This is a genomic window from Lentzea sp. HUAS12 (assembly GCF_024125735.1).
In the GTDB taxonomy this organism is placed as follows: domain Bacteria; phylum Actinomycetota; class Actinomycetes; order Mycobacteriales; family Pseudonocardiaceae; genus Lentzea; species Lentzea albida.
In genome coordinates this window covers 2,014,917-2,033,894 of sequence record NZ_CP099738.1, presented here as the reverse complement: position 1 = coordinate 2,033,894, position 18,978 = coordinate 2,014,917, and the positions used below count along the sequence as shown (strand labels likewise).

Annotated in this window: 20 protein-coding genes, 1 tRNA gene and 1 pseudogene; 13 read left to right on the top strand and 9 right to left on the bottom strand. The window is 66.3% G+C overall.

The annotated features are described in order from the left end of the window. Positions 1 to 115: 115 nt before the first annotated feature. From ND450_RS08605 to ND450_RS08590, 4 genes are read left to right on the top strand one after another with little or no spacing between them, the layout of a single operon-like run. Positions 116 to 1,000, top strand: a complete 885-nt coding sequence (locus ND450_RS08605; RefSeq protein WP_253325613.1) for an ABC transporter ATP-binding protein — start codon at positions 116 to 118, stop codon at positions 998 to 1,000. Continuing rightward, the gene (locus tag ND450_RS08600; protein WP_253325612.1) at positions 997 to 1,704 is read left to right on the top strand and encodes an ABC transporter permease; all 708 of its coding nucleotides are present in this window, start codon (positions 997 to 999) and stop codon (positions 1,702 to 1,704) included. The genes ND450_RS08605 and ND450_RS08600 overlap by 4 nt, the downstream gene beginning before the upstream one ends. Further along, complete coding sequence (locus ND450_RS08595; protein WP_253325611.1) at positions 1,701 to 2,840, top strand: sensor histidine kinase; 1,140 nt, start codon at positions 1,701 to 1,703, stop codon at positions 2,838 to 2,840. The genes ND450_RS08600 and ND450_RS08595 overlap by 4 nt, the downstream gene beginning before the upstream one ends. Next, positions 2,837 to 3,442 carry a response regulator transcription factor gene (locus tag ND450_RS08590; RefSeq protein WP_253325610.1) on the top strand — a complete coding sequence of 202 codons (606 nt, stop codon included), beginning with the start codon at positions 2,837 to 2,839 and terminating at the stop codon, positions 3,440 to 3,442. Before ND450_RS08595 ends, ND450_RS08590 begins: the two co-directional genes overlap by 4 nt. On the opposite strand, the gene ND450_RS08585 is transcribed toward ND450_RS08590, so the two are convergent. After that, positions 3,439 to 4,371, bottom strand: a complete 933-nt coding sequence (locus ND450_RS08585) for a squalene cyclase (protein WP_253325609.1) — start codon at positions 4,369 to 4,371, stop codon at positions 3,439 to 3,441. The genes ND450_RS08590 and ND450_RS08585 overlap by 4 nt on opposite strands. A 122-nt stretch (positions 4,372 to 4,493) precedes the next feature. On the opposite strand from ND450_RS08585, the gene ND450_RS08580 reads away from it, so the two are divergent. Then, positions 4,494 to 4,576 (top strand) — tRNA-Leu (locus ND450_RS08580). A gap of 337 nt (positions 4,577 to 4,913) precedes the next feature. Here ND450_RS08580 and ND450_RS08575 read toward each other — a convergent pair. From ND450_RS08575 to ND450_RS08560, 4 genes are read right to left on the bottom strand one after another with little or no spacing between them, the layout of a single operon-like run. After that, positions 4,914 to 6,953 (bottom strand): FtsK/SpoIIIE domain-containing protein, encoded by a 2,040-nt coding sequence (locus tag ND450_RS08575; RefSeq protein ID WP_253325608.1) that lies wholly within the window; start codon positions 6,951 to 6,953, stop codon positions 4,914 to 4,916. Then, positions 6,953 to 7,537, bottom strand: coding sequence for a hypothetical protein (locus ND450_RS08570; RefSeq protein ID WP_253325607.1), 585 nt, complete (start codon positions 7,535 to 7,537; stop codon positions 6,953 to 6,955). The genes ND450_RS08575 and ND450_RS08570 overlap by 1 nt, the downstream gene beginning before the upstream one ends. After that, complete coding sequence (locus ND450_RS08565; RefSeq protein WP_253325606.1) at positions 7,534 to 7,866, bottom strand: hypothetical protein; 333 nt, start codon at positions 7,864 to 7,866, stop codon at positions 7,534 to 7,536. The genes ND450_RS08570 and ND450_RS08565 overlap by 4 nt, the downstream gene beginning before the upstream one ends. Beyond that, positions 7,863 to 8,201, bottom strand: coding sequence for a WhiB family transcriptional regulator (locus tag ND450_RS08560; RefSeq protein ID WP_371927680.1), 339 nt, complete (start codon positions 8,199 to 8,201; stop codon positions 7,863 to 7,865). The genes ND450_RS08565 and ND450_RS08560 overlap by 4 nt, the downstream gene beginning before the upstream one ends. A gap of 349 nt (positions 8,202 to 8,550) precedes the next feature. On the opposite strand from ND450_RS08560, the gene ND450_RS08555 reads away from it, so the two are divergent. Continuing rightward, positions 8,551 to 8,934 carry a helix-turn-helix domain-containing protein gene (locus ND450_RS08555; protein WP_253325605.1) on the top strand — a complete coding sequence of 128 codons (384 nt, stop codon included), beginning with the start codon at positions 8,551 to 8,553 and terminating at the stop codon, positions 8,932 to 8,934. A gap of 58 nt (positions 8,935 to 8,992) precedes the next feature. Here the strand turns inward: ND450_RS08555 and ND450_RS08550 are convergent. After that, a protein-coding gene (locus tag ND450_RS08550; RefSeq protein ID WP_253325604.1) for an IS3 family transposase occupies positions 8,993 to 10,158 on the bottom strand; the annotation gives its coding sequence in 2 pieces (ribosomal slippage) (positions 8,993 to 9,871 and positions 9,874 to 10,158; 1,164 coding nt in all). Positions 10,159 to 10,207: 49 nt separating this feature from the next. Then, the gene (locus tag ND450_RS08545) at positions 10,208 to 11,668 is read right to left on the bottom strand and encodes a transcriptional regulator (RefSeq protein WP_253325603.1); all 1,461 of its coding nucleotides are present in this window, start codon (positions 11,666 to 11,668) and stop codon (positions 10,208 to 10,210) included. Between the two features lie 335 nt (positions 11,669 to 12,003). Between ND450_RS08545 and ND450_RS08540 the strand changes: the two genes are divergently transcribed. Then, positions 12,004 to 13,023, top strand: coding sequence for a helix-turn-helix transcriptional regulator (locus tag ND450_RS08540; RefSeq protein ID WP_253325602.1), 1,020 nt, complete (start codon positions 12,004 to 12,006; stop codon positions 13,021 to 13,023). A 20-nt stretch (positions 13,024 to 13,043) separates the two neighbouring features. Continuing rightward, entirely contained in the window at positions 13,044 to 13,892 is an 849-nt protein-coding gene (locus ND450_RS08535) for a helix-turn-helix transcriptional regulator (RefSeq protein ID WP_253325601.1), read from the top strand. Here the strand turns inward: ND450_RS08535 and ND450_RS08530 are convergent. Next, entirely contained in the window at positions 13,881 to 14,705 is an 825-nt protein-coding gene (locus tag ND450_RS08530) for a phosphotransferase (protein ID WP_253325600.1), read from the bottom strand. The two genes, ND450_RS08535 and ND450_RS08530, sit on opposite strands and share 12 nt — an antisense overlap. 280 nt (positions 14,706 to 14,985) lie before the next feature. On the opposite strand from ND450_RS08530, the gene ND450_RS08525 reads away from it, so the two are divergent. The 3 genes and pseudogenes from ND450_RS08525 to ND450_RS08515 form a co-directional block, all read left to right on the top strand. Further along, positions 14,986 to 15,573 carry a hypothetical protein gene (locus tag ND450_RS08525; RefSeq protein WP_253325599.1) on the top strand — a complete coding sequence of 196 codons (588 nt, stop codon included), beginning with the start codon at positions 14,986 to 14,988 and terminating at the stop codon, positions 15,571 to 15,573. Further along, a complete protein-coding gene (locus ND450_RS08520; protein WP_253325598.1) occupies positions 15,570 to 16,454 on the top strand; it encodes a TRM11 family methyltransferase in 885 nt (294 codons plus the stop codon). Before ND450_RS08525 ends, ND450_RS08520 begins: the two co-directional genes overlap by 4 nt. Continuing rightward, a pseudogene (locus ND450_RS08515) lies at positions 16,451 to 17,047 on the top strand (DNA cytosine methyltransferase); the annotation flags it as partial. The gene ND450_RS08520 and the pseudogene ND450_RS08515, both read left to right, overlap by 4 nt. A gap of 165 nt (positions 17,048 to 17,212) precedes the next feature. On the opposite strand, the gene ND450_RS08510 reads toward ND450_RS08515, so the two are convergent. Further along, positions 17,213 to 17,479 (bottom strand): hypothetical protein, encoded by a 267-nt coding sequence (locus ND450_RS08510; RefSeq protein ID WP_253328169.1) that lies wholly within the window; start codon positions 17,477 to 17,479, stop codon positions 17,213 to 17,215. Between the two features lie 5 nt (positions 17,480 to 17,484). On the opposite strand from ND450_RS08510, the gene ND450_RS08505 reads away from it, so the two are divergent. Together ND450_RS08505 and ND450_RS08500 are read left to right on the top strand one after the other, a co-directional pair. Then, positions 17,485 to 17,934, top strand: a complete 450-nt coding sequence (locus ND450_RS08505) for an AbrB/MazE/SpoVT family DNA-binding domain-containing protein (protein WP_253325597.1) — start codon at positions 17,485 to 17,487, stop codon at positions 17,932 to 17,934. Between the two features lie 152 nt (positions 17,935 to 18,086). Continuing rightward, entirely contained in the window at positions 18,087 to 18,959 is an 873-nt protein-coding gene (locus ND450_RS08500) for a site-specific integrase (protein WP_253325596.1), read from the top strand. Positions 18,960 to 18,978 lie beyond the last annotated feature (19 nt).

Sequence of the window (18,978 nt, the reverse complement as noted above, 5' to 3'; positions counted from 1 at the left end):
CTGTGAGATTACGGTCTTAATCTAACGAATGCAAGCCGCCCGCATGACATCTGTCATGAGCAACTGGTGTGGGACGGCACTGCCGCCCGCGGCTGTCGCCCGAGATCGTTCTCGCATGACGGCGATCGAGGTGCGGGGGCTGACCCGCCGGTACAGCGGAGGTTTCGAAGCTGTGCGGGGCGTGTCCTTTGAGGTCGAGCGGGGCGAGATGTTCGCGTTGCTCGGCACGAACGGTGCGGGGAAGACCTCGACCGTGGAGGTGGTGGAAGGGCTGTCGCGTCCGGCAGAGGGGACCGTGCGCGTGCTCGGCCACGACCCGTTCGCGGAGCGTTCGTCCGTGCGGCCGCGGATGGGCGTGATGCTGCAGGAAGGCGGTTTCCCGCCGGACCTCACGGTGTCCGAGGCGGCGAGGATGTGGGCGGGGACGCTGACGTCGCCCCGGCCCGTCGAGGAGGCGCTGACCCTCGTCGACCTGGCGCATCGGGCGTCCGTGCGGGTGAAGCAACTCTCCGGTGGTGAGCGGCGGCGGCTGGACCTCGCCCTGGCGTTGCTGGGGAAGCCGGAGGTGCTGTTCCTCGACGAGCCGACCACCGGGCTCGACCCGGAGAGCCGGCGCAACACGTGGGAGCTGATCAGGTCGTTGCTGCGCGACGGCGTGACCGTGCTGCTGACCACGCACTACCTCGAGGAGGCGCAGGCGCTGGCCGACCGGCTCGCGATCATGCACCGCGGCCGGATCGTCGCGCAGGGAACGGTCTCCGAGGTGGTCGACGCGTACCCGGCGCGCATCTCGTTCGTGCCGCCGGCGGGGGTGTCGTTGCCGGTGGTGGCCGACGCGGAGCCGTCCGGACGCGTGACCGTGCGGACGAACGACCTGCAGTCGACGCTGCACGACCTGCTCGCGTGGGCTCACCACAACGGCGTGGAACTGTCCGGTCTGGACGCCCGGTCGGCGTCGCTCGAAGAGGCGTTCCTGGCGATCGCGGAGGAGGCGGCATGAGGGCCGTGGCTGTGGGGCAGGCCGAGCTGAAGTTGTTCTGGCGCAACCGGACCGCGCTGTTCAACTCGCTGCTGCTGCCGTTGTTGCTGGCGCCGGTGCTGTACTCGGTGGACGCCGACGGCGTGCCGCTCGTGGTCGGGCTGATCGGGTTCGCGCTGCTGATGGCGGTGTACTACAACCTCGTCACCACCTTCGTCGCCCGGCGCGAGGAGCTCGTGCTGAAGCGGCTGCGCGTCGGCGAGCTGACGGACCCGGAGATCCTGGCCGGCGCGGCCCTGCCGTCCGTCGTGGTGGGGCTCGGCCAGATGGCGCTCTACTGCGTGGTCGTCGCGGTGATCACCGGCGTCGAGGTGCCGTCCCGGCCGTGGTTCCTGCTCCTGGGCGTGCTCGGCGGCGTCGCGGTCTTCGCACTGCTGGCCGCGGCCTCCTCGGCGTTCACGAGGACCGTCGAGATGGCGCAGGTGACATCGCTGCCGATCCTGATGGCGTGCCTGTTCGGCTCCGGCATGATGTTCCCGCTCTCCGTGCTGCCCGACACCCTCGCCAAGGTGCTGCAGTACCTGCCGCTGACCCCGGTGCTCGAACTCCTGCGCGCCGGCTGGGCCGACGGCCCCGTGCTGAAGCCGTTGATCGTCCTGGCGGTCTGGATCGGCCTCGGGACCTACGCTGTGCAGCGGTATTTCCGGTGGGATCCTCGGAGGTGAACTTGCTCGGCTGGTGGCGGTCCCGCGGCAGCGCGGCGCGGTTCGACCTCTTCGTCCGCTACACGTTCTACCTCAGCTTCGTGTTCCTGCCGCCGTTGCTGATCACCAGCTTCGCCCGCGAGGTCAGCACCACCGCCCTGATCGTGATCATCGCGGCGGTGCTGACCTACGCGCTGCTCAGCTTCCGCCTGGTCCACGTGGGAATCGAGCACCACCTGGGCCACGGCCCGTTCCCGCGCCGCCTGATGGCGATCTACCTGGCCACCACCGGCGCCCTCCTGGTCGCCGGCCAGCTCGCGTACCCGGACCCGTTGCCCGGCAGGCAGGACAGCACCGGCGACGGCATCTCGGTGATCTTCCTGGTCCTCGCGATCACCACCCTGTCCGCGGTGCTCCGGCCCCGCACCCTGCTCCTCATCGCCCTGGCAGGCGGCGCGTGGATGCTCCTCACCGCCCCGCCGGACAACGCCCTTTTCATGACCTTGATGCTGGTGTTCCTGGTGGGCGCGTTCCGCTCCACCCTCTGGATGCTGCGCATCGTCTGGGAACTGGACCGCTCCCGCGAGGTCCGCGCCAACCTGGCCGTGGCCGAAGAACGCCTGCGGTTCGCGAGAGACCTCCACGACGTAGTGGGCCGCAACCTCTCGGTCGTGGCTCTCAAGGCAGAACTGGCAGCCCAACTGGCCCGCCGAGGCCGAGACACGGCCATCGACGAAATGCTCGAGGTCCGCCGAATAGCCCACGAATCCCTCGACGAACTCCGCGCCGTCGTCAGCGGCTACCGAACAGCAGACCTCTCCGCCGAACTGGCAGGCGCCCGCTCCCTCCTAGCCTCAGCGGGCATCGACTGCCGAGTGATCGGCGACGTCACCTTCGAAGGCGAACCGGCCGGCGCCCTGGGCTGGGCGGTCCGCGAGGGCGTCACCAACGTCCTGCGCCACAGCGAGGCCCGCACGTGCACGATCACGTTGCGCGGCAAAGTGCTCACCATGACCAACGACGGCGTCGCCACCTCCGCGTTCCGCTTCGGCAGCGGCCTAACAGGCCTGCACGAACGCATAGCGGCCCTAGGCGGCTCCGTAACGGCAACTCCGGAAGCCCCGAACCGCTTCGTCCTGACCGTGGAGCTCCCGTGATCCGCATCCTCCTGGCCGACGACGAGCACCTGATCCGAGGCGCCATGGCCGCCCTCCTGTCCCTGGAGGACGACCTGAAGGTCGTGGCCCAAGCAGCCACAGGCGCAGAAGCGCTAGCGACAGCCAGAGTCGTCCGCCCGGACGTGGCCGTGATCGACCTGCAAATGCCAGACCTCGACGGCGTCTCCGTAGCCCAATCCCTGGCCGCGGAGCTGCCGTCCTGCTCCACGATGATCGTCACCAGCCACGGCCGCCCAGGCCACCTCAAACGAGCACTGGCAGCCGGCGTAAGAGGCTTCCTCCCGAAAACGGTCTCGTCCGACGTCCTCGCCACCGTCGTCCGAACCGTCCACGCAGGCGGCCGCTACGTGGACCCGGCCCTGGCAGCAGAAGCCATCAGCGCAGGCGACAGCCCCCTGACCCCACGAGAAGCAGACGTCCTAGAACTAGCTCTCGAGGGCGCCCCCATCGACGAAATAGCCCGCCGCGCGTCCCTCTCCCCAGGCACAGTCCGCAACTACCTGTCCTCAGCGGTAGGCAAAACAGGAGCCTCCAACCGCCACGAAGCAGCCCGCTTCGCCAGAGCGAGAGGCTGGATCTAACTCTCCCACCACCGCAACACCCTGGCCGCGTACAACGTGAGCCACTTGGACGGCTCCCCCGCGGCAACGTCGATCTCGAACCAGACCCGCCCAGGATGCCGCCCACCCTGAAGCCACGTCCCATCAGCCTGCCGAGCACCCCTGATCACCTCAACAGCCTCAGCCATCCGAGGGTCCTTCCTGCCCGCCGCCCGGAAGTACTCCATGGCGTTCAACACGCTGTACCCCCACCGCGCCGGCGACCGAAACGTCGTAACCCATTCCCCCACAACCTCCCCGGTGGACAGCCGCCGCATCAACGCCCGCTCGAGCAGGTACTCCTCCCCACGTTCCCGAGCAGCCCGACTCCGAGCCGTTCCCCCAGTAGCAAGTTCGTGAGTCAGCAACCCCTTCAACGAGTTGAGCGTCGAGTGGAACGACGACCGCACCGACCCCTCAACCCACTCGCAGTTCCACCCGCCATCCCCAAGCTGATGGTCGACAAACCACTCGGCAATCCCCTCCACAGGCGCCCCAAGCCACACCCCGTTGCCCAAGGTCCACGAGTTGATGCAGCAATCAACCTCCCCACCCCAATAGGGCAGGTCCTGGTACTCCCACCGACACCCAGCAGCAAGCAGCTCGACAGTCCCCCGCTCCACCAGCACAGCCGGATCGAGCCCCCACTCACGCAACGACGTCAACGACCACGTCGTAGCCGTCCAGGGCTGCCCCTCCTCCCCGCCCTCGAAGCCGGCGGGAAAGAAGGCCCCACCAGCCCACATCCCGTCGTCCCCCTGAGCAGCCAGCAACCGAGCCCCAAATCCCTCCGTCGCCACCAGTGCCCGCGTGGCCCGCCACACCTCCGCAGGCGCCCCCACCAGATCCCGCTCCACCTGCCACCGCACCGCAGAGTCGGAGTCCAGCAACCACCCGGTCAACTCACGCATGCACCGACCCTAGCGGGCCCTGACCAGCACAAACAGTCGACCGGCCCCCCGATTTTGGCCCGCACGGACGATCATGTAATCTATGCACACACCACGGCGCGAGCCGCGGCACAACTGAACAGGTCCGGGTGGCGGAATGGCAGACGCGCTAGCTTGAGGTGCTAGTCCCCGAAAGGGGGTGGGGGTTCAAGTCCCCCCTCGGACACAAAAGCGAAGAAGATGGGCTGTTGACCAAGTGGTCAACAGCCCATCTTCTTCGCAACAAACACAGCGAGCTCATCTTGAGAATCCGCAACTAAACGCTTCTCTGCCAGGCGACCAGATTCTGTTTTTGCAGCTGGCGGCACGTGTCCCGGGACAGGCTGGCCGTGACCCTCCAGTCCGATCCGGAGCGAGCACAGGCGCCCAGATGGAGCCGCCTCGCTCACCCGTCCCACCCGACCGATCACACCATCCTCGCAGTTCAAGTGCCTACTTGAACCCGTCCCACCCACCTGTCCCGACGACGCTCCTGGCAGGACAGGTGGGACAGGTGGCGTCCTTCACGCGGACTCGGCAATCGCCGCTCGGATATCGGCCGTCAGATAGCCACGGACGCGTCGCGTGGCTTCACCTTCGTGGACGTACTGGCGCACAGGGCGACATCCGAGATCGCCCATTTCCTTCCCGAACATCGTGGGCTCGACATCCAACGCCTCCACCAATTCCGCAGTGGGCACGAACTCGCGCTCCTGCAGGTCCTCGCCCAAATAACGCGCCACCGAAACCAACGGCTCAGGAAGCCTGCCGCCGGACCTCCTACCCGCCTCAGCAACCGGTGCGTGATCTCGGACCGGGAGTGGGTCCCGCCCGGTGGCCTGACCGGTCAACGTCCCTTCGGCTTCGCGAAGCGCACGGCCGCGTTCGCAGATCACCCTCCAGTCGTCGTTCGGCATGTAGAACGTCCGCACCGTCAGGGCCAGCACATCTGTGCCAGACTGCGTCTCGCCGTCCGGACGCAGGATTCCCACGCCCTTGTGCGACGGGAGCAGCCTGCTGCTGTCGTACCCGCGGGTGTTCATCTGGTCGCCCAGCACGATGTTGCTGTCGCGCCAGTCCATGACCCGCAACGCGAACCGCGACCCGAGCACCGCCCGCAGCTTCGACGGGATCGTGGTGCTGTCCGGCCGCTGCGTGGCCAGCACGATCACCACCCCCGCCGCCGGTGCCTTCTTCGCCAGCCACGTCAGCAGCTCACCGACCCGCTCCCCCGCTGTCAGCCTCTTGCCCTGCACCACCACAGGCGTGCGGTCCTCCAACGCGACGTGGACCTCGTCGACGATCAACGCCGTGATCGGCATGCCAAGCGACCGGTCCCGGGACATAGCCGGCGTCACCTTCGATTCCGGACAGGTCACGTCGTCCAGGTGCTGCATCCGGCGATACCGCTGCTGGACGTCCTCGACCAACTCGTCCAACCAGTCCAGAAGCACCAGCACGTGCTCGCTGTCATCCCCGGTCATGAACCGGTGCGCGACCTGCTCCACCGCCCGCCAGTCCTTGCCACTCTTGAAGTCAGCGACGTACAGGCGTGCGTGTGGATCGAGGACGAGCCCGGCGGTAGCGAGCCGTTCGGCCATCGTCTTGCCCTGGCGCGGGATCGCACCGATGAGCAACGACGTCCACACCAGCGGCAAGTCGATCTGCCGCCCGCGCGCGTCCGTCCCGAACGGCACCGCCTTCCACGCATCCCACCGCCTTACCTGGAGCAACGGTGTCCGAACAGGCGGCGAGGCATACGGGTCCTTGTCCGCCACCCACAGCGCGACACGACCAGCATGACCGCCCTTGCCTCGCACCCGTTCGACGCTGAGCTGGACCTCGTCCACCGCCAGAGCCGACGCCAACTCCTCACGGTTCCTCACCACGTCGGCGGCCTTGCGGGTAGCGGGCAGATCCACCGTGACCGCCCAGCCCGCACCCTCCCGGCAGGGCCGTTCGACCAAGCGCAAGGTCTCATCCCGGCCGATCAGCTTGGCGTCGCGGAACACGTCGATCAGTACCTGGGCGTCCATCGTCCACATGAGGATCCGAGGGCCGCCCAGCACAGTCTTCCGCCCTGGCGACCCGTCCTTGGCCCGTCCCGCGACCGCCAGCACAACCGCGCCCACACCTCCGACCGCCCACAACACCAGATCGCCGTAGAACAACCGGGCACCAGTGACCACCAGAAAGCCGACCAGCACCACCGTCGCCGTCACCTTCCAGCGAAACAGCGTCAAGGCGCGGATCTCCACGAACTTGTCCGCGAGCTTCTCCGACTTCTCCGCCGCCGCGCGGTAGTCACCAACCCGCACCCAGTTCCGCCACCCGCGCACCGCGATCACCAGGCCACGCCCGACAGCCTTCCCACAGCGAAACGGCACTCGAACCACCCACGCGAGCGCGTCCTTCATCGCTCGGTTCAGCGCCTGCCGAGACCTCAACACCGGCGGAACGACACGAGCACCGGTCCACGCTCTCTCGATCCGCTGCATCAACGCGCGCTCTTCAACCAACTCGGCCTCAAGCACCTGCTCGGAAGGAACCAGCTCGCCGGTCATCACTGCTCCCCGTTCAACGCCGCGGCCAGCTTCGACGACAAACCACGCGAACACCCGGTGACCCCGCGGACCCACGCGGGCGAGACCGTCTCACCCGACTTCCGGGCTTTACGGGCAACCGCGAGGTATTCCGCGAACGACGTCCGAGGCACCCGCGGCACATCGTCACCCGCGGCAACAGCCCCCAGCTTGTCCCGCAGATCCGTCACCGCTTCCGCGGCCACGAACACCACCAGCGGTGGGACGGAGTGCAGCACCACGAGCGCCGCAGACCCGGCCACGAACGCACTCCAGGTGTTCATGACGTACGTGGCACCGAGCGTGAACCACTTCGCTGCTCGCACCCATCCCCCGAGCCGCACACCCCTGCGAGCGGTCACTTGCTCCGCACGGAGGATCGCCAGCAGCACCAGGGACACCATCGGATCCAACAGCCACGCCGCGAACCACGTCAGCGACCACACCGGCGCACCAGCGGCGGCGAACTGCTGCACGTTGGTCATCGTGAACGCGAGCCCGAGCAGGATCCCGGTCCAGCACAACCGGTCCACCTGCACCGCGACCCGTTCGATCGGCTCGCTCACCTTCGGCCACCACCACGACGACGCGGCACGTAGGCAGTCACCATGAGCGCCTTCGTCAGCGTGTAGGACGCAAGCAACGCAGGCGCTCCAAGCACCGTGAACAGCAGCCAGCCGCTCCCGCCGTGTGTCACGACCACCCACTGAACGATCACGATCAGCACGGCGTTCACGACCACACGCCCACCGAGCGACATCAGCCGAACACTTGTCCGCGCCGCAGTCGTCGCTGCCTTCGCCCGACGAGAACCAGCCCGCCAGACCAACACCAGAACCAGGAGCACACCGACCGCAGCCAGTACTTGAGTCGGAGTCACGCTGATGGCGTTCATGAACGCGGCCCCCTCTCGGCCCGTTCACCGCGCTGGAGCCAGTGCCGATGCACCTCGCGCCGCTCGTCCTCCAGCAGCGCGCCCCACACCCCGACCGTCTCAGCGCCGGCCGTCCGCAACTCCAGCTCCAGGCACTCATCCCGCACCGGACACCCAGCGCACTGCCACTGGGCCAACTCCCGATCGGTCAGTTCCTCGTCCGCCCACGGCGGTTCGCCCGTGAACGCCCACATGCACAGCCCGTCGCTCTGAACGACGTCGGTCAACTCATCGGTCGGTACCCACCGCAACCGGTCCAGCGACCAGGCGATCCCGACCAGCCGCAGTTCAGTCACGGAGCACTCCCGGCTCCGAGAGCACTCGCCGAAGCGAGCTACCGGAGACGACGAGGCGCCCGTACTGGCGCTCGGCGGTCAACAGCCCGAGCCGGATAGCCCGGAACACACGTCCCTGACTGATGCCGAGCACCCAGGCGGTCTCGCGGATGGAGTGAACAGAAGACACAGAAGTACGCATAGGAATTAGGCCTTCCAAGAGGCGAGCTGGCGATTTCAGCTCGAATTGATTGATTTCAGCGCACTCGAAGGCGCACTTGATCGCACACAGCGGGAAATGCGCCGTGTCGCGTAACCGAGGAACGAAAAGCGGCTAATCTCAGCGCTGAGGCGAAGCGCGGAGGAATACGTGTCGGAGGATTGGGCGGCAGTCGCCAGAGCGATCAACGAGCGCGTGAACGAGCTCGGCTGGCGTCAACGCGAGCTCGCGGAGCGTTCGAACGTCTCCCAGGCGATCGTCCGCGAGATCCAGCACCACACGGTGGAGCGCCGGCGGGGGCCGCGGACGCTGGAGTCGTTGTCTACAGCCATGGGCTGGCACCCGCTGCACCTCGACGCGGTGCTCCACGGCCGCCGTCCACCCGAGCGAGACGAGCCGATCACCGACCCCGGTGACTCGCTCTGGTCGCGTTTGGACAGTGTCGAACAGCGCCTGATCGACATCACCGAACGCCTCGACGACCTGAAGTCGGATCTCGCGTCGGTGGCGAAACAAGTCCGCGAGAACCGGTAGCCGAGTGCGTTTCCGCTGGTTGAGTGGGGTCTGCTGCACCGATAGGTGACAGTTGTAGTCACGCAGCCTGACTGGCTGGCGTGGACATGATTACTTCGTATTCGATGGGGGTCAACCTGCCGAGGGCGGCTTGGCGTCGGCGGCGGTGGTAGGTGCGTTCGATCCAGGTGACGATCGCGATCCGCAGCTCGTCACGGGTGGACCAGGAGCGCCGGTCGAGAACATTGTTCTGCAGCAACGCGAAGAAGCTTTCCATCGCCGCGTTGTCACCCGCCGCGCCCACCCTGCCCATCGACCCGGACAGGCCGTGGCGAGCAAGTGCACGGACGAACTTCCTTGATCGGAATTGCGATCCGCGGTCGGTGTGCACCACGCAGCCGGCGACGTCACCGCGGCGGGCGAGGGCGTTGGTGAGCGCGGTGACGGCGAGGCGGGACTTCATCCGGGAATCGATCGAGTAGCCGACGATCCGGTTGGAGCAGACGTCCTTGACCGCGCACAGATACAACTTTCCTTCTGTGGTGCGGTGTTCGGTGATGTCGGCCAGCCACAACAGGTTCGGCGCGGTCGCGGTGAAGTCACGCCGGACCAGATCGTCATGGACCGGCGGGCCGGCCTTCTTGCCGTTGCGGCCGCGTTTCTTGCCGAACGCGCTCCACCAGCCCATCGACGAGCAGATCCGCCACGCGGTCCGATCCGACATCGACAGGCCGGCGTCGCGCGCCTCGTCGGCCAGGAACCGGTAGCCGAACTCCGGATCATCGCGGTGCGCGTCGAACAACGCGTTCGCCCGCCGCGCCCGCTCGAGTTCAGTGACGGCGACCGGGCGGGCACGCCACCGGTAGTACGGCTGTCGAGCGATGTTCAACACCCGGCACGTCACCGCGACGGGAATCCCGTCCGCGGCCAGCTCGTTCACGAGCGGGTAGAGCCTTTTCCCGGCAGGTTCGCCTGCGACAAGTACGCGGTCGCCCGGCGCAGGACCTCGTTCTCCTGCTCCAGCAGCTTGATCCGCTTACGCGCCTCGCGCAGCTCGGCCGACTCGGCCCGGCTCGCACCGGGCTTGGCGCCGTCCTCGATCTCGGCCTGGCGCAGCCACTTGAACAACGTCATTGGGTGGACCCCGAAGTCCTTGGCGATCTGCTCGACGGTCACGCCGGGCTCGCGGTCACGGGCGACCCGCACGACATCGTCGCGGAACTCCTGGGGATAGGGCTTGGGCACAGCGACATCCTCCCAGCTCGCCATCACGGCAAGCCAACTCAGATGTCACCTATCGGTGCAGCAGACCCTCCTGCTGCACCAGATCTGTGACGAGCTCCCCGTCCAGACTCGAGTACAAAGTCAGCCCAGACGCCTCCCAGTTCGCTTCGAGCCGACCACCGAACTGCGGCCAGAACTCCTCGTCCTCGATCACCACCAGCGTTGCGAACTCGTAGTTGCCGCTCACGAGGTTCAGTCCGAAACCGGTGCACTCCATCCGCATGCGCCCAGGTTCGTTCTCCAGCCACCTCATCGGCTCTGACCAACGGCCCGGATGCATGGGCGATGCCGCACGCGGAACGCCCGCGGTCCCGTCCACATCGCTGCGCCCGAACAACTCCTCCTCCAGTTCTCGACGGATTGTGGCGTCGATGCGGACATCAGCCCGAGGATCGGTCAGCGGCTGGTGAAAGCCTTTCGGGATCACGGCCAACTTCCCGGCGGCGTTCACGACTTTGTCTGATCGCCTCTGCACGATCAGCGCGTAGTCTGCGGCTCCACGCAACCGGTCGGCAGGCCGCGCGATCGCCACAAGCGACAGAACCCCGCCGGCGCAAGTTCGTCCGGCGATGTCGAGCACGGCGTCCATGTCCGGCAGGTACATGTCGCGCACTGGCTGCGGCGCACCGGCCCCGTCCGCCACAGTGTCGAGCAGTTCCGCTTCGAGCAGGTCCATGGTCAGCGCGTATTCCACGAAGCTCCCGATGTCGAAGGTGCCGCTGAAGCTCTCTGCGCCGAAGTCGATCTTCACGAGCCTGTACAACGGCAAGTCCGCGAGACGCACCTCCAGAGCCGCAGCCGCCGTGAGCTGCTGAACGGCTGCCTCTGCACAGTCTGCGGTCAACGGAAGCCTCACCCCTGTTCGCTGGCCCAGTGCAAGCCGCTGGTCACCGACGCCAAGAGGTAGACGAAGTTCGTTCCACTCGGCCGGCATCAGCACACTCGTCCGGACATCGATGCCGGGCCCACGGACAGCGAACGTGTCACAGGTTCGGTAGTACCGCCGCGTCTGGTCCGCGACTTGGCTCCGACCAATCCCGCTCCTTCGCGACCGCCGCTCCCGAAAAGTCTCAATGTTGGTCCGTTCCATCCGCGCGCGCACCTTCGCAGCAGTTGATCCCGAAGCCCAACCCGCAGCCTCGTCCAACCATCCAAGAGCGCCCGCCAGTTCAGGACGGCTCGCCATCTGATCTGCAATTCCTATCTGTCCGGCCCCTGTTGGCGGAGCCAACAACTCCTCGACCGAGGCGCCGAGCATGCTCTCCAACAGCCGGGCGGTGCTCGCCTTCACCTGCCCCAGGGCCTGCCCATCAGACCGCCGACCGGCTACAAGCCGTTGAAGGTGCCGCAGCCCGAGGGTTCCTGGTTCTCGGTGCTCGCGGGCGTACAGCTCGGCCTCCTGCACGAACTCCTCCAAGGTCAGCCGGCGATCCCAAATCCGCTGTTCAAGCACCGTGCGAAAGGTGCGCATCACTCCTCCTGCGTAATTCAGGTCGCAACAGGTCGTCCCAAGCCATCCGCAGGACGTACCGCTGACTGTGCGCTGATGAAACATTGATTTCAGTCTGACACGTCTGCTCGGCATTCGTCAGACCGTCCGGTGGCGTGAGGACTCCGCGTCCGCCTCAAACACGCCACCGGACGTCACCTACCCATAGCGAAGGGAGCTCCGATGATCGCGAGCACGATCACCCTCGCACTCTTGGCAGCGGCGACGTGGGCCTGGATCGTCGGCGACCACTTCGACTGGTGGCAGCGAGCGGCCGCGCGCCGCCGACACCAAAGCACTGCCTCTAGGCGGCGCCGATGAACGAACCCACTGCCGAGGCCATGGGCGAAGCGTGGCTGTCGCTGACCAACGAACAGCGCTCCGATTTGCTGTCACAAAGACGCGAGCACCAGCTCATCGAGAACGTCCGAAGGAAGTCAGACATGCCCAAGAGGCACTCCACCGCACGCGGCCGTGAGTTCGGCGAAGGAATGCGTGCGGCAATCGCGGGCTCGGGCATGTCCTCTCGACAACTGGCCGATCTGCTGGGCTGGCAGGAGGCCAAGGTCTCGGACATGGTCAACGGCAAGGGCGGCGTCACCGCCCACGAGGTAGCGGTGGCGCTCGGGGCTTGCCGAATCCCTCAGGTTGAGCGTGAACACCTGCTCGACCTGTTCCCCACCACAGAGGTGAGCGGCTGGTGGCAGCCCCACGGTAGGTGCGCACCAATCAGGTCACGCACCGCTCAAGCGCATCTCGCCGCAGCGGACACCATGGTGAGCTGGAATCCGCACACGATCCCTGACCTACTTCGGACGAACGGCTACGCACACCAGTTGCTGACTGCTTCGGCCAACGTAGCCCCGAACGAGATCGACGCGCGACTGCTTGCCCTGAGCGAAATGCAGCAGTCGCTCGGTGGCGGCCTCAGCTGCGCCTTCTACCTCCACGAGTTCGCACTCGACCTACAGGTCGGCGGACGCCAGGTCCACATCGCTCAGCTGCAACACCTGATGCGCATGGCCTCTTGGGCGAAGGTCAGCGTGCTGGTCGTGCCTGCGGAGGTCGGCGCTCACGCCGGCATTGCAGGGCCGTTCACCCACTTGGCGTTCCCGAGGTATCGATCGCTGGTGTGGATCACCACTGAGAACTCCAGCCTCTTCGTCGAGGAGGAGCAGGCGGTCAAGGGGTACGAGGCGATCATCCGCGCGCTCGACGACGTCAGTCTCGACGACGACGAGTCCTTGAAGTGGATCTCCCGCCGGTACGTCCGGCTTCTGGAGCACGATGGGTCAGATGAAGTGGTCCACGAGAACGACTCCTTCCCGCCGCTGTAAACGAAAGGCGGTGCTCGTTCGTGCCGAAGGATTTCCGGCCGACTGCCCTAGAACGCGCAGTCGGTCGAAAGCTCAGCAGATGGCGAGACGAACGCGACCTGAGCCTCTTCGAAGCAGGCCGACGCGTTGGCTTCAGCAGCGCCAAGCTGTCCATGATGGAGAATGCGATACAGCCTTCCGCGATCTTCGATGTCATGGCGCTGGGCTACGTCTACAAGGTGCCCACAGCCGAGTGGCAACACTTGATTTCTCAGGCGCAACACGCCGCCGACCTCAGAAAGTCCGGGCATCCACGAGCACCCGTCTTCGACCCGGCCGAAGACTTCCCGTTCCTCATCACCGACGCAACTCGGCTACGTGTCTTCGCCGTGGACGCCCCACCGACAATCTTCCAACTCGCCGAATACACAACAGCAACGATGTCGGACAATTTGATCAACATCGCACAGCTGACGCGCACCAGGGAGGCGTGGGCAACACGAGCCGCTGGCAGTGAGCCGGTTCCCGTCGAGGCTGTGCTCACAGAAGCGACGGTGCGAGGCGCATCGGGTAATCAGCGCGCAATGCGGGCACAACTACTGCACCTCATGGAAATGAGCAAACTTCCCGAGGTGAGTCTTCGCGTGGTACCGCAGTCGGTCACAGCCTGCCCCGCCATGAACTTCTCCTTCACATGGCTGAGCTTCGCGCACCGACAGCACGACGACGTCGTGTACACGGAAACGTTCCTGCGCTCTGAGTACGTGGAGACCCGCGCTCAAGTCGAGCGGGTGGCCGACCGGTTCTCCGCGCTGCAGGCGTTGACGCTTGATGAAGGCGACTCGCTGGAGTTGATCGCCGGAGTCGCTGCCCGCATGTCACAACAGTGAGTTGGCATGCGCCAGCAGCGGTTGCGCGAGATCTGGATGATCACCCTTGTCCATACGGCGAAGAAGGCGAGAAGCAGCATAGAGCTGAGCCACGCGTCCAGATTCGCTGTCGAGCGCATCGCCGAAATTCGCCTGGATCTGCTCTACTGCGGAAGGAACCAGCAGGCTGTAACAGAGCAACGTCGCCACATCCGTTCCTGCAGGACCGGTCCCCCACATCTCCCAGTCCAGCAAGCCGAACTCCGGCTGTATCAAGTTGTTCCAATGCAGGTCGCCATGCACAGTCGCCCACGCCGTCACGTCGGTGTCGACACTCGTCCCGAATCGTTGCTGTATTCTCTCGGTGACGAGATCTTGAGGAATGCTGACCCTGTCCGTAGGCGTGGTTGCGACGACCTCGAGCGTTCGGCGAAGCTCTGCCCACCAGCGGTCCGGCAGATCAATCACCTCACGCAAAGCGTCAGTGCGAGCACACGGTGAGCCAGCCACGACTGTCATCACCTCAGCACGCTGTTGACGCACCTCCTCCCACTCGTACACGTCGAGCACGCGCGGCTTCATCAGACCGGTGAACACGTTCGAATCAAGGTTGCCAGTCCAGAAAGCTCCACCGGTCCATCGCTTGTCCTCGGAGACCACACGAAGCCAGTAGTTGGTCTCGCCTCGATGCGCGAGAGCACCCACGGAACGGTCAAGCCACCCGTGCCGCGGCTCGCTGATGACGATCAGTCCGAAGTGGTCGGCCGCCCGATAGAGGTTCTCCAACATCCACTCGCGATATTGAGTATCAGCGTCACTCATGTCAGCGGCCATCGGTTGCCATCACTCTTCAAGTTTCTCAGCCACAATCACAGCCGGCGAACTAACACGCCGCACGTGCGATCATCTAACATGTTGATCGGGTTCAACATGAGCTGACGGCAACCGCAGGCCCTGCCCGTCTGCCGTCAACATCAGCACGGCCCGACCGGCGAAGTGCTCTCTCTCTCTCTCTCTCTCTCTCTCCCCCCCGACGGCGCGGGCAACGGCCTGAACCCGTGGATCGATACCGGTACCGCTCGACGAGACGTGGCCGACGCAGCTCATCATCAAGATGGTCAGCGCGTTCAGCCGTACTCGCGATCAAGTGGTCGTCCTGCCCTGGCCGACGAACTCGAGCTCCACTTCGGACGCGGTCGACGCCGCGAACAACCTCGGCCGCCGCGCGAGTTGCGGCTCCGAAGTGGACTGGAACGCCTCCGGCTTCGCCGACCTCGTGGTCACCAGCGCGCCGCCGAACCAGACCACCGCGGAACTCACGGATGAAGCCGTGCTCACCGCAGCACGGCTGCTCCGCCTCGGGGGCATCTTCGTCGCGCTGACCCACAACAGCACGACGGCCGGTGAACTCACCGACCGCACCGGCCAACTCGTCACCAGCGCCCAGTTCGCCGATCTGCTCTACCTGCAGCACATCGTCGCGCTGCACACCCCGATCCGTGACAGCCGGTTCCAGGTCAACCTGAACGACCGCGAAGCAGAGGAACTCGGCCGCGCGCGGCACCGCGCCGCGGTACGCGGGCTTCCGTCACCACACCTGCGCATCCACTCGGACGTGCTGGTGTTCGCGCAGCCGCACGACCACCTCGCTCGACCGCTCACCCCAGCCCGTGCAGCCGCCGAGACGGGAGTCATCCGATGAGCAACGACCTGCCGGTATCGGTGTGGACAACCGCACAGGCCTCACCGACAACCCAGCGCAAGAACCGTTACACCCGCGAATCGATCGCCCATCCCGCGAAGATGCTGCCCGACATCGTGCGGTACGCCATCGCGCACTACACCGAACCGGACGACCTCGTGCTCGACCCGATGTGCGGCATCGGCACCACGCTCGTCGAAGCCGTCCACCTCGGACGGCGCGCCGCGGGCATCGAGTACGAACCGCACTGGGTCACCGTCGCGAACAACAACCTCGCCCTCGCAACCGAGCACGGCGTCGAACACGACGCTCGTGTCGTCCACGGCGACGCCCGCCAGCTGGCGACGTTGCTACCGCAAGACCTGCGCGGTGAGGTCTCGCTCGTCGTGACCTCACCGCCCTACGGGCCGTCGACACACGGCCGCGTTGCCGTCGCCCCCGGCGAAGGCATCCAGAAGTACTTCCACCAGTACGGCAGCACGCTCGACCGCGGCAACCTCGCCAACATCGGGCACCACCGACTGCTCGCCGGCTTCACCCGCATCCTCGCCGCAGTCGCCGAGTTCATGCGCCCCGGAGGACACATCGCCATCACCGTGCGCCCGTGGCGCGAGCACGCCGAGCTCATCGACCTGCCCTCGCAGATCCTCACCTGTGGACGCGACGCCGGCCTCATCCCGGTCGAACGCTGCGTCGCTCTCCTGGCCCGCGTCGCCGAGCACGACTTCGTCGCCCGAGGCTCCTTCTTCCAACGCGACTTCCTCCGCAAGCAACGCGAGGCAGGACTCCCGCTCCACCTCATCGCACACGAAGACGTCCTCGTCTTCCGCACACCACCGCGCCCGGCTCACGAAGCCGCAACCGAAGTCCGTGCGGCATGACGGCGCCACCCAACACCACCATCCGCTCCAGCCCAGGACCTGTCCTAGGGTCGCTGTGCACCGGATACGGAGGCTTGAACCTAGGTGTGCTCGCCGCGTTCGGTGACGGACACATCGCCTGGTGCGCCGACATCGACCCCGCGGTGCAACTGGTCCTCGCCGCGCGCATGCCCGGCGTGCCGAACCTCGGCGACCTCCGCCTCGTCGACTGGACCACCGCCGATCCAGTCGACGTCCTCACCATCGGCTTCCCATGCCAAGAGATCTCCGCCGCCGGACAACGCAAGGGCATCACGGAAGGAACGCGAAGTGGGGTGTGGATCGACGCCGTCCAAGGCATTCGCGTACTACGACCGCAACTCGTCGTCGTGGAGAACGTCGCCGCCCTCCGATGGAAGAACGGCGGGCTCCACCGCGTTCTCGGAGACCTGGCCGAGGCAGGGTACGACACGGGCTGGCGCAGCGTTCGCGCCTCCGACATTGGCGCACCGCACCGCCGAGAACGCGTGTTCCTGCTCGCCTGGCCCGCTGCTACCGACGCCACAAGCCCGCGACGGCGACAACCGAGGCCCCGCAGATCCCACCCGGCGCCGTGCCCTCGGTCGCCAGGTGAGTCTGCACGACGTCGTCAACGCGACGTTTGCCGCAGACCGGCCAACAACGCACGGACGCAAGCGCAGGTCGACTCAGTCACCTGCTCGTCCCACACGCGCACCCTCCCGACGCGGAGAACGCACCCGCGGTGGCGCAACTACTCATCAGCCATAGCTGGTTGGGAAAGCATCACGGGCCGATCCACGCCACACCCGACCACGCCCGGTAGACACGGCGGTCCTGTGCTCGCCCCGGCCTTCGTCGAGCACCTCATGGGCCTTCCACCCGGCTGGGTAACCGACCTGCCAATCCCCCGAGTCGACCAGCTGCGCATCCTCGGCAACGGCGTTGTCCCGCTCCAAGCTGCTTGCGCAGTAGCGATGTTGCTGGACGACTTCCACGCCGCCGCGCACGCACCGGAACGAGGTCATGCTTCATGAACCTCGTCGAAGCGCTGGCCGAAAGCCTCTCGAGCAACTCCGCCAGCCGCGTCACACGGTCACCCCGAATCGTCAGCCTCCCGGTGCCCCGTCTCCCCGGACCTGTGGAACGGAGTTCATCGCGCTACGCGTTCACCACCATTGACGAGCGCGGGCGCCTCGGCGACCGGTCGTTGGTCAGAGCACTGGACTGGTTGCCGGGCACCTCGCTGAAACCTGCAGTGATCGACGACCAGGTCATCGTGCTCACCAGGTCTCCCGGGACCGCCAAGGTGACCAAACTGGGCCACGTCCGACTACCAGCCGCAATCCGACACAGATGCCACCTGCGCGCGGGTGACGGACTCCTGCTCACGACGTCCGACGGCCACGACCTCCTGGTCGTCTGCACAGCTGGGGCACTCGACCAGATGCTCGGTGCGCACGTGCGCGGAGAACGAGAGTGAACGAGATCGACCTCGAGGCGGTACGACTCCTGCTCAACCGCCTCGGGGTCCGTCCCGAACAACTACTCGACCAACCAGCACCCGCGGCGATGCCGAACATCCGCGACTACGTCGAGCGCGTCACCAAGGCCGTTCCCGTCGGAACGTCACGCGTGTACGAGCCGTACTGGAACCGCATCGTCGACGAGTGGGGCGACCGGCCGCTCAACGAACCGACACCGCTCGAGATCAAGCAACTCGCCGAGCTCACCAAGGCGAACGCGATCGTCCGCAGGAACTCCCGTGGCGGGCGCAGCGCAGCCGAGCACCTCATCGCCGCAACACGGTGCCTCTACCAGCACGCGGTCGCCGACCGTCTCATGTCCGAGACCGACAACCCAGCACGTCGTGTCTCCAAACCACGCCGTCTCGCCAGCACCCGGCGCGCACTTCCCGACAACCGACTCCGCGAGATCAGTGAAGTTGCCGGAGCGACCGGCAACGACCCCGAGCTCGACCTCGTCCTGCTCCGCTTCCACACCGAAACCGCCGCACGTCGTGGCGGTGCGCTCGCGCTGCGACGGTGCGACCTGGATCCCGACCAATGCCTTGTCAGACTTTTCGAGAAAGGTGACACCCTGCGCTGGCAGCCCGTGTCACCGTCGATGATGGAGCACCTCCTACAGCTCGGCGACGAACGCGGAGCCGTCGGCAACAACCAACTTCTGCGCTACCGCAACGGCGACCCCATCACGAGGCGCCGCTACGACTACTTGTGGCAACGCCTCGGCAAACACCTGCCCTGGGTCGCGACCCAACAAGTGAGCACCCACTGGATCCGCCACACCACCCTGACGTGGGTAGAACGCAACTTCGGCTACGCGGTCGCGCGGGAGTTCGCCGGACACGTCGGCAAAAGCGACGCCGGCACCACGACCACCTACGTCCGCGCCACAATCGAAGAGGTCGCCACCGCACTCGCCGCGCTCACCAACGAACCGCATCCGCTCGCACTCTCCGGCGCCTCCCCTTCGCTCGGCAACTGACCCGGTTGGACAGACACCG

What these genes read in the sequence shown, in the direction of transcription:
- ND450_RS08605 (WP_253325613.1), top strand. Translation starts at nt 116, where the DNA reads ATGACGGCGATCGAGGTGCGGGGGCTGACCCGCCGGTACAGCGGAGGT.
- ND450_RS08600 (WP_253325612.1), top strand. Translation starts at nt 997, where the DNA reads ATGAGGGCCGTGGCTGTGGGGCAGGCCGAGCTGAAGTTGTTCTGGCGC.
- ND450_RS08585 (WP_253325609.1), bottom strand. Translation starts at nt 4,371, where the DNA reads ATGCGTGAGTTGACCGGGTGGTTGCTGGACTCCGACTCTGCGGTGCGG.
- ND450_RS08575 (WP_253325608.1), bottom strand. Translation starts at nt 6,953, where the DNA reads ATGACCGGCGAGCTGGTTCCTTCCGAGCAGGTGCTTGAGGCCGAGTTG.
- ND450_RS08565 (WP_253325606.1), bottom strand. Translation starts at nt 7,866, where the DNA reads ATGAACGCCATCAGCGTGACTCCGACTCAAGTACTGGCTGCGGTCGGT.
- ND450_RS08545 (WP_253325603.1), bottom strand. Translation starts at nt 11,668, where the DNA reads ATGCGCACCTTTCGCACGGTGCTTGAACAGCGGATTTGGGATCGCCGG.
- ND450_RS08540 (WP_253325602.1), top strand. Translation starts at nt 12,004, where the DNA reads ATGAACGAACCCACTGCCGAGGCCATGGGCGAAGCGTGGCTGTCGCTG.
- ND450_RS08530 (WP_253325600.1), bottom strand. Translation starts at nt 14,705, where the DNA reads ATGGCCGCTGACATGAGTGACGCTGATACTCAATATCGCGAGTGGATG.
- ND450_RS08525 (WP_253325599.1), top strand. Translation starts at nt 14,986, where the DNA reads ATGGTCAGCGCGTTCAGCCGTACTCGCGATCAAGTGGTCGTCCTGCCC.
- ND450_RS08520 (WP_253325598.1), top strand. Translation starts at nt 15,570, where the DNA reads ATGAGCAACGACCTGCCGGTATCGGTGTGGACAACCGCACAGGCCTCA.
- ND450_RS08510 (WP_253328169.1), bottom strand. Translation starts at nt 17,479, where the DNA reads ATGACCTCGTTCCGGTGCGTGCGCGGCGGCGTGGAAGTCGTCCAGCAA.
- ND450_RS08505 (WP_253325597.1), top strand. Translation starts at nt 17,485, where the DNA reads ATGAACCTCGTCGAAGCGCTGGCCGAAAGCCTCTCGAGCAACTCCGCC.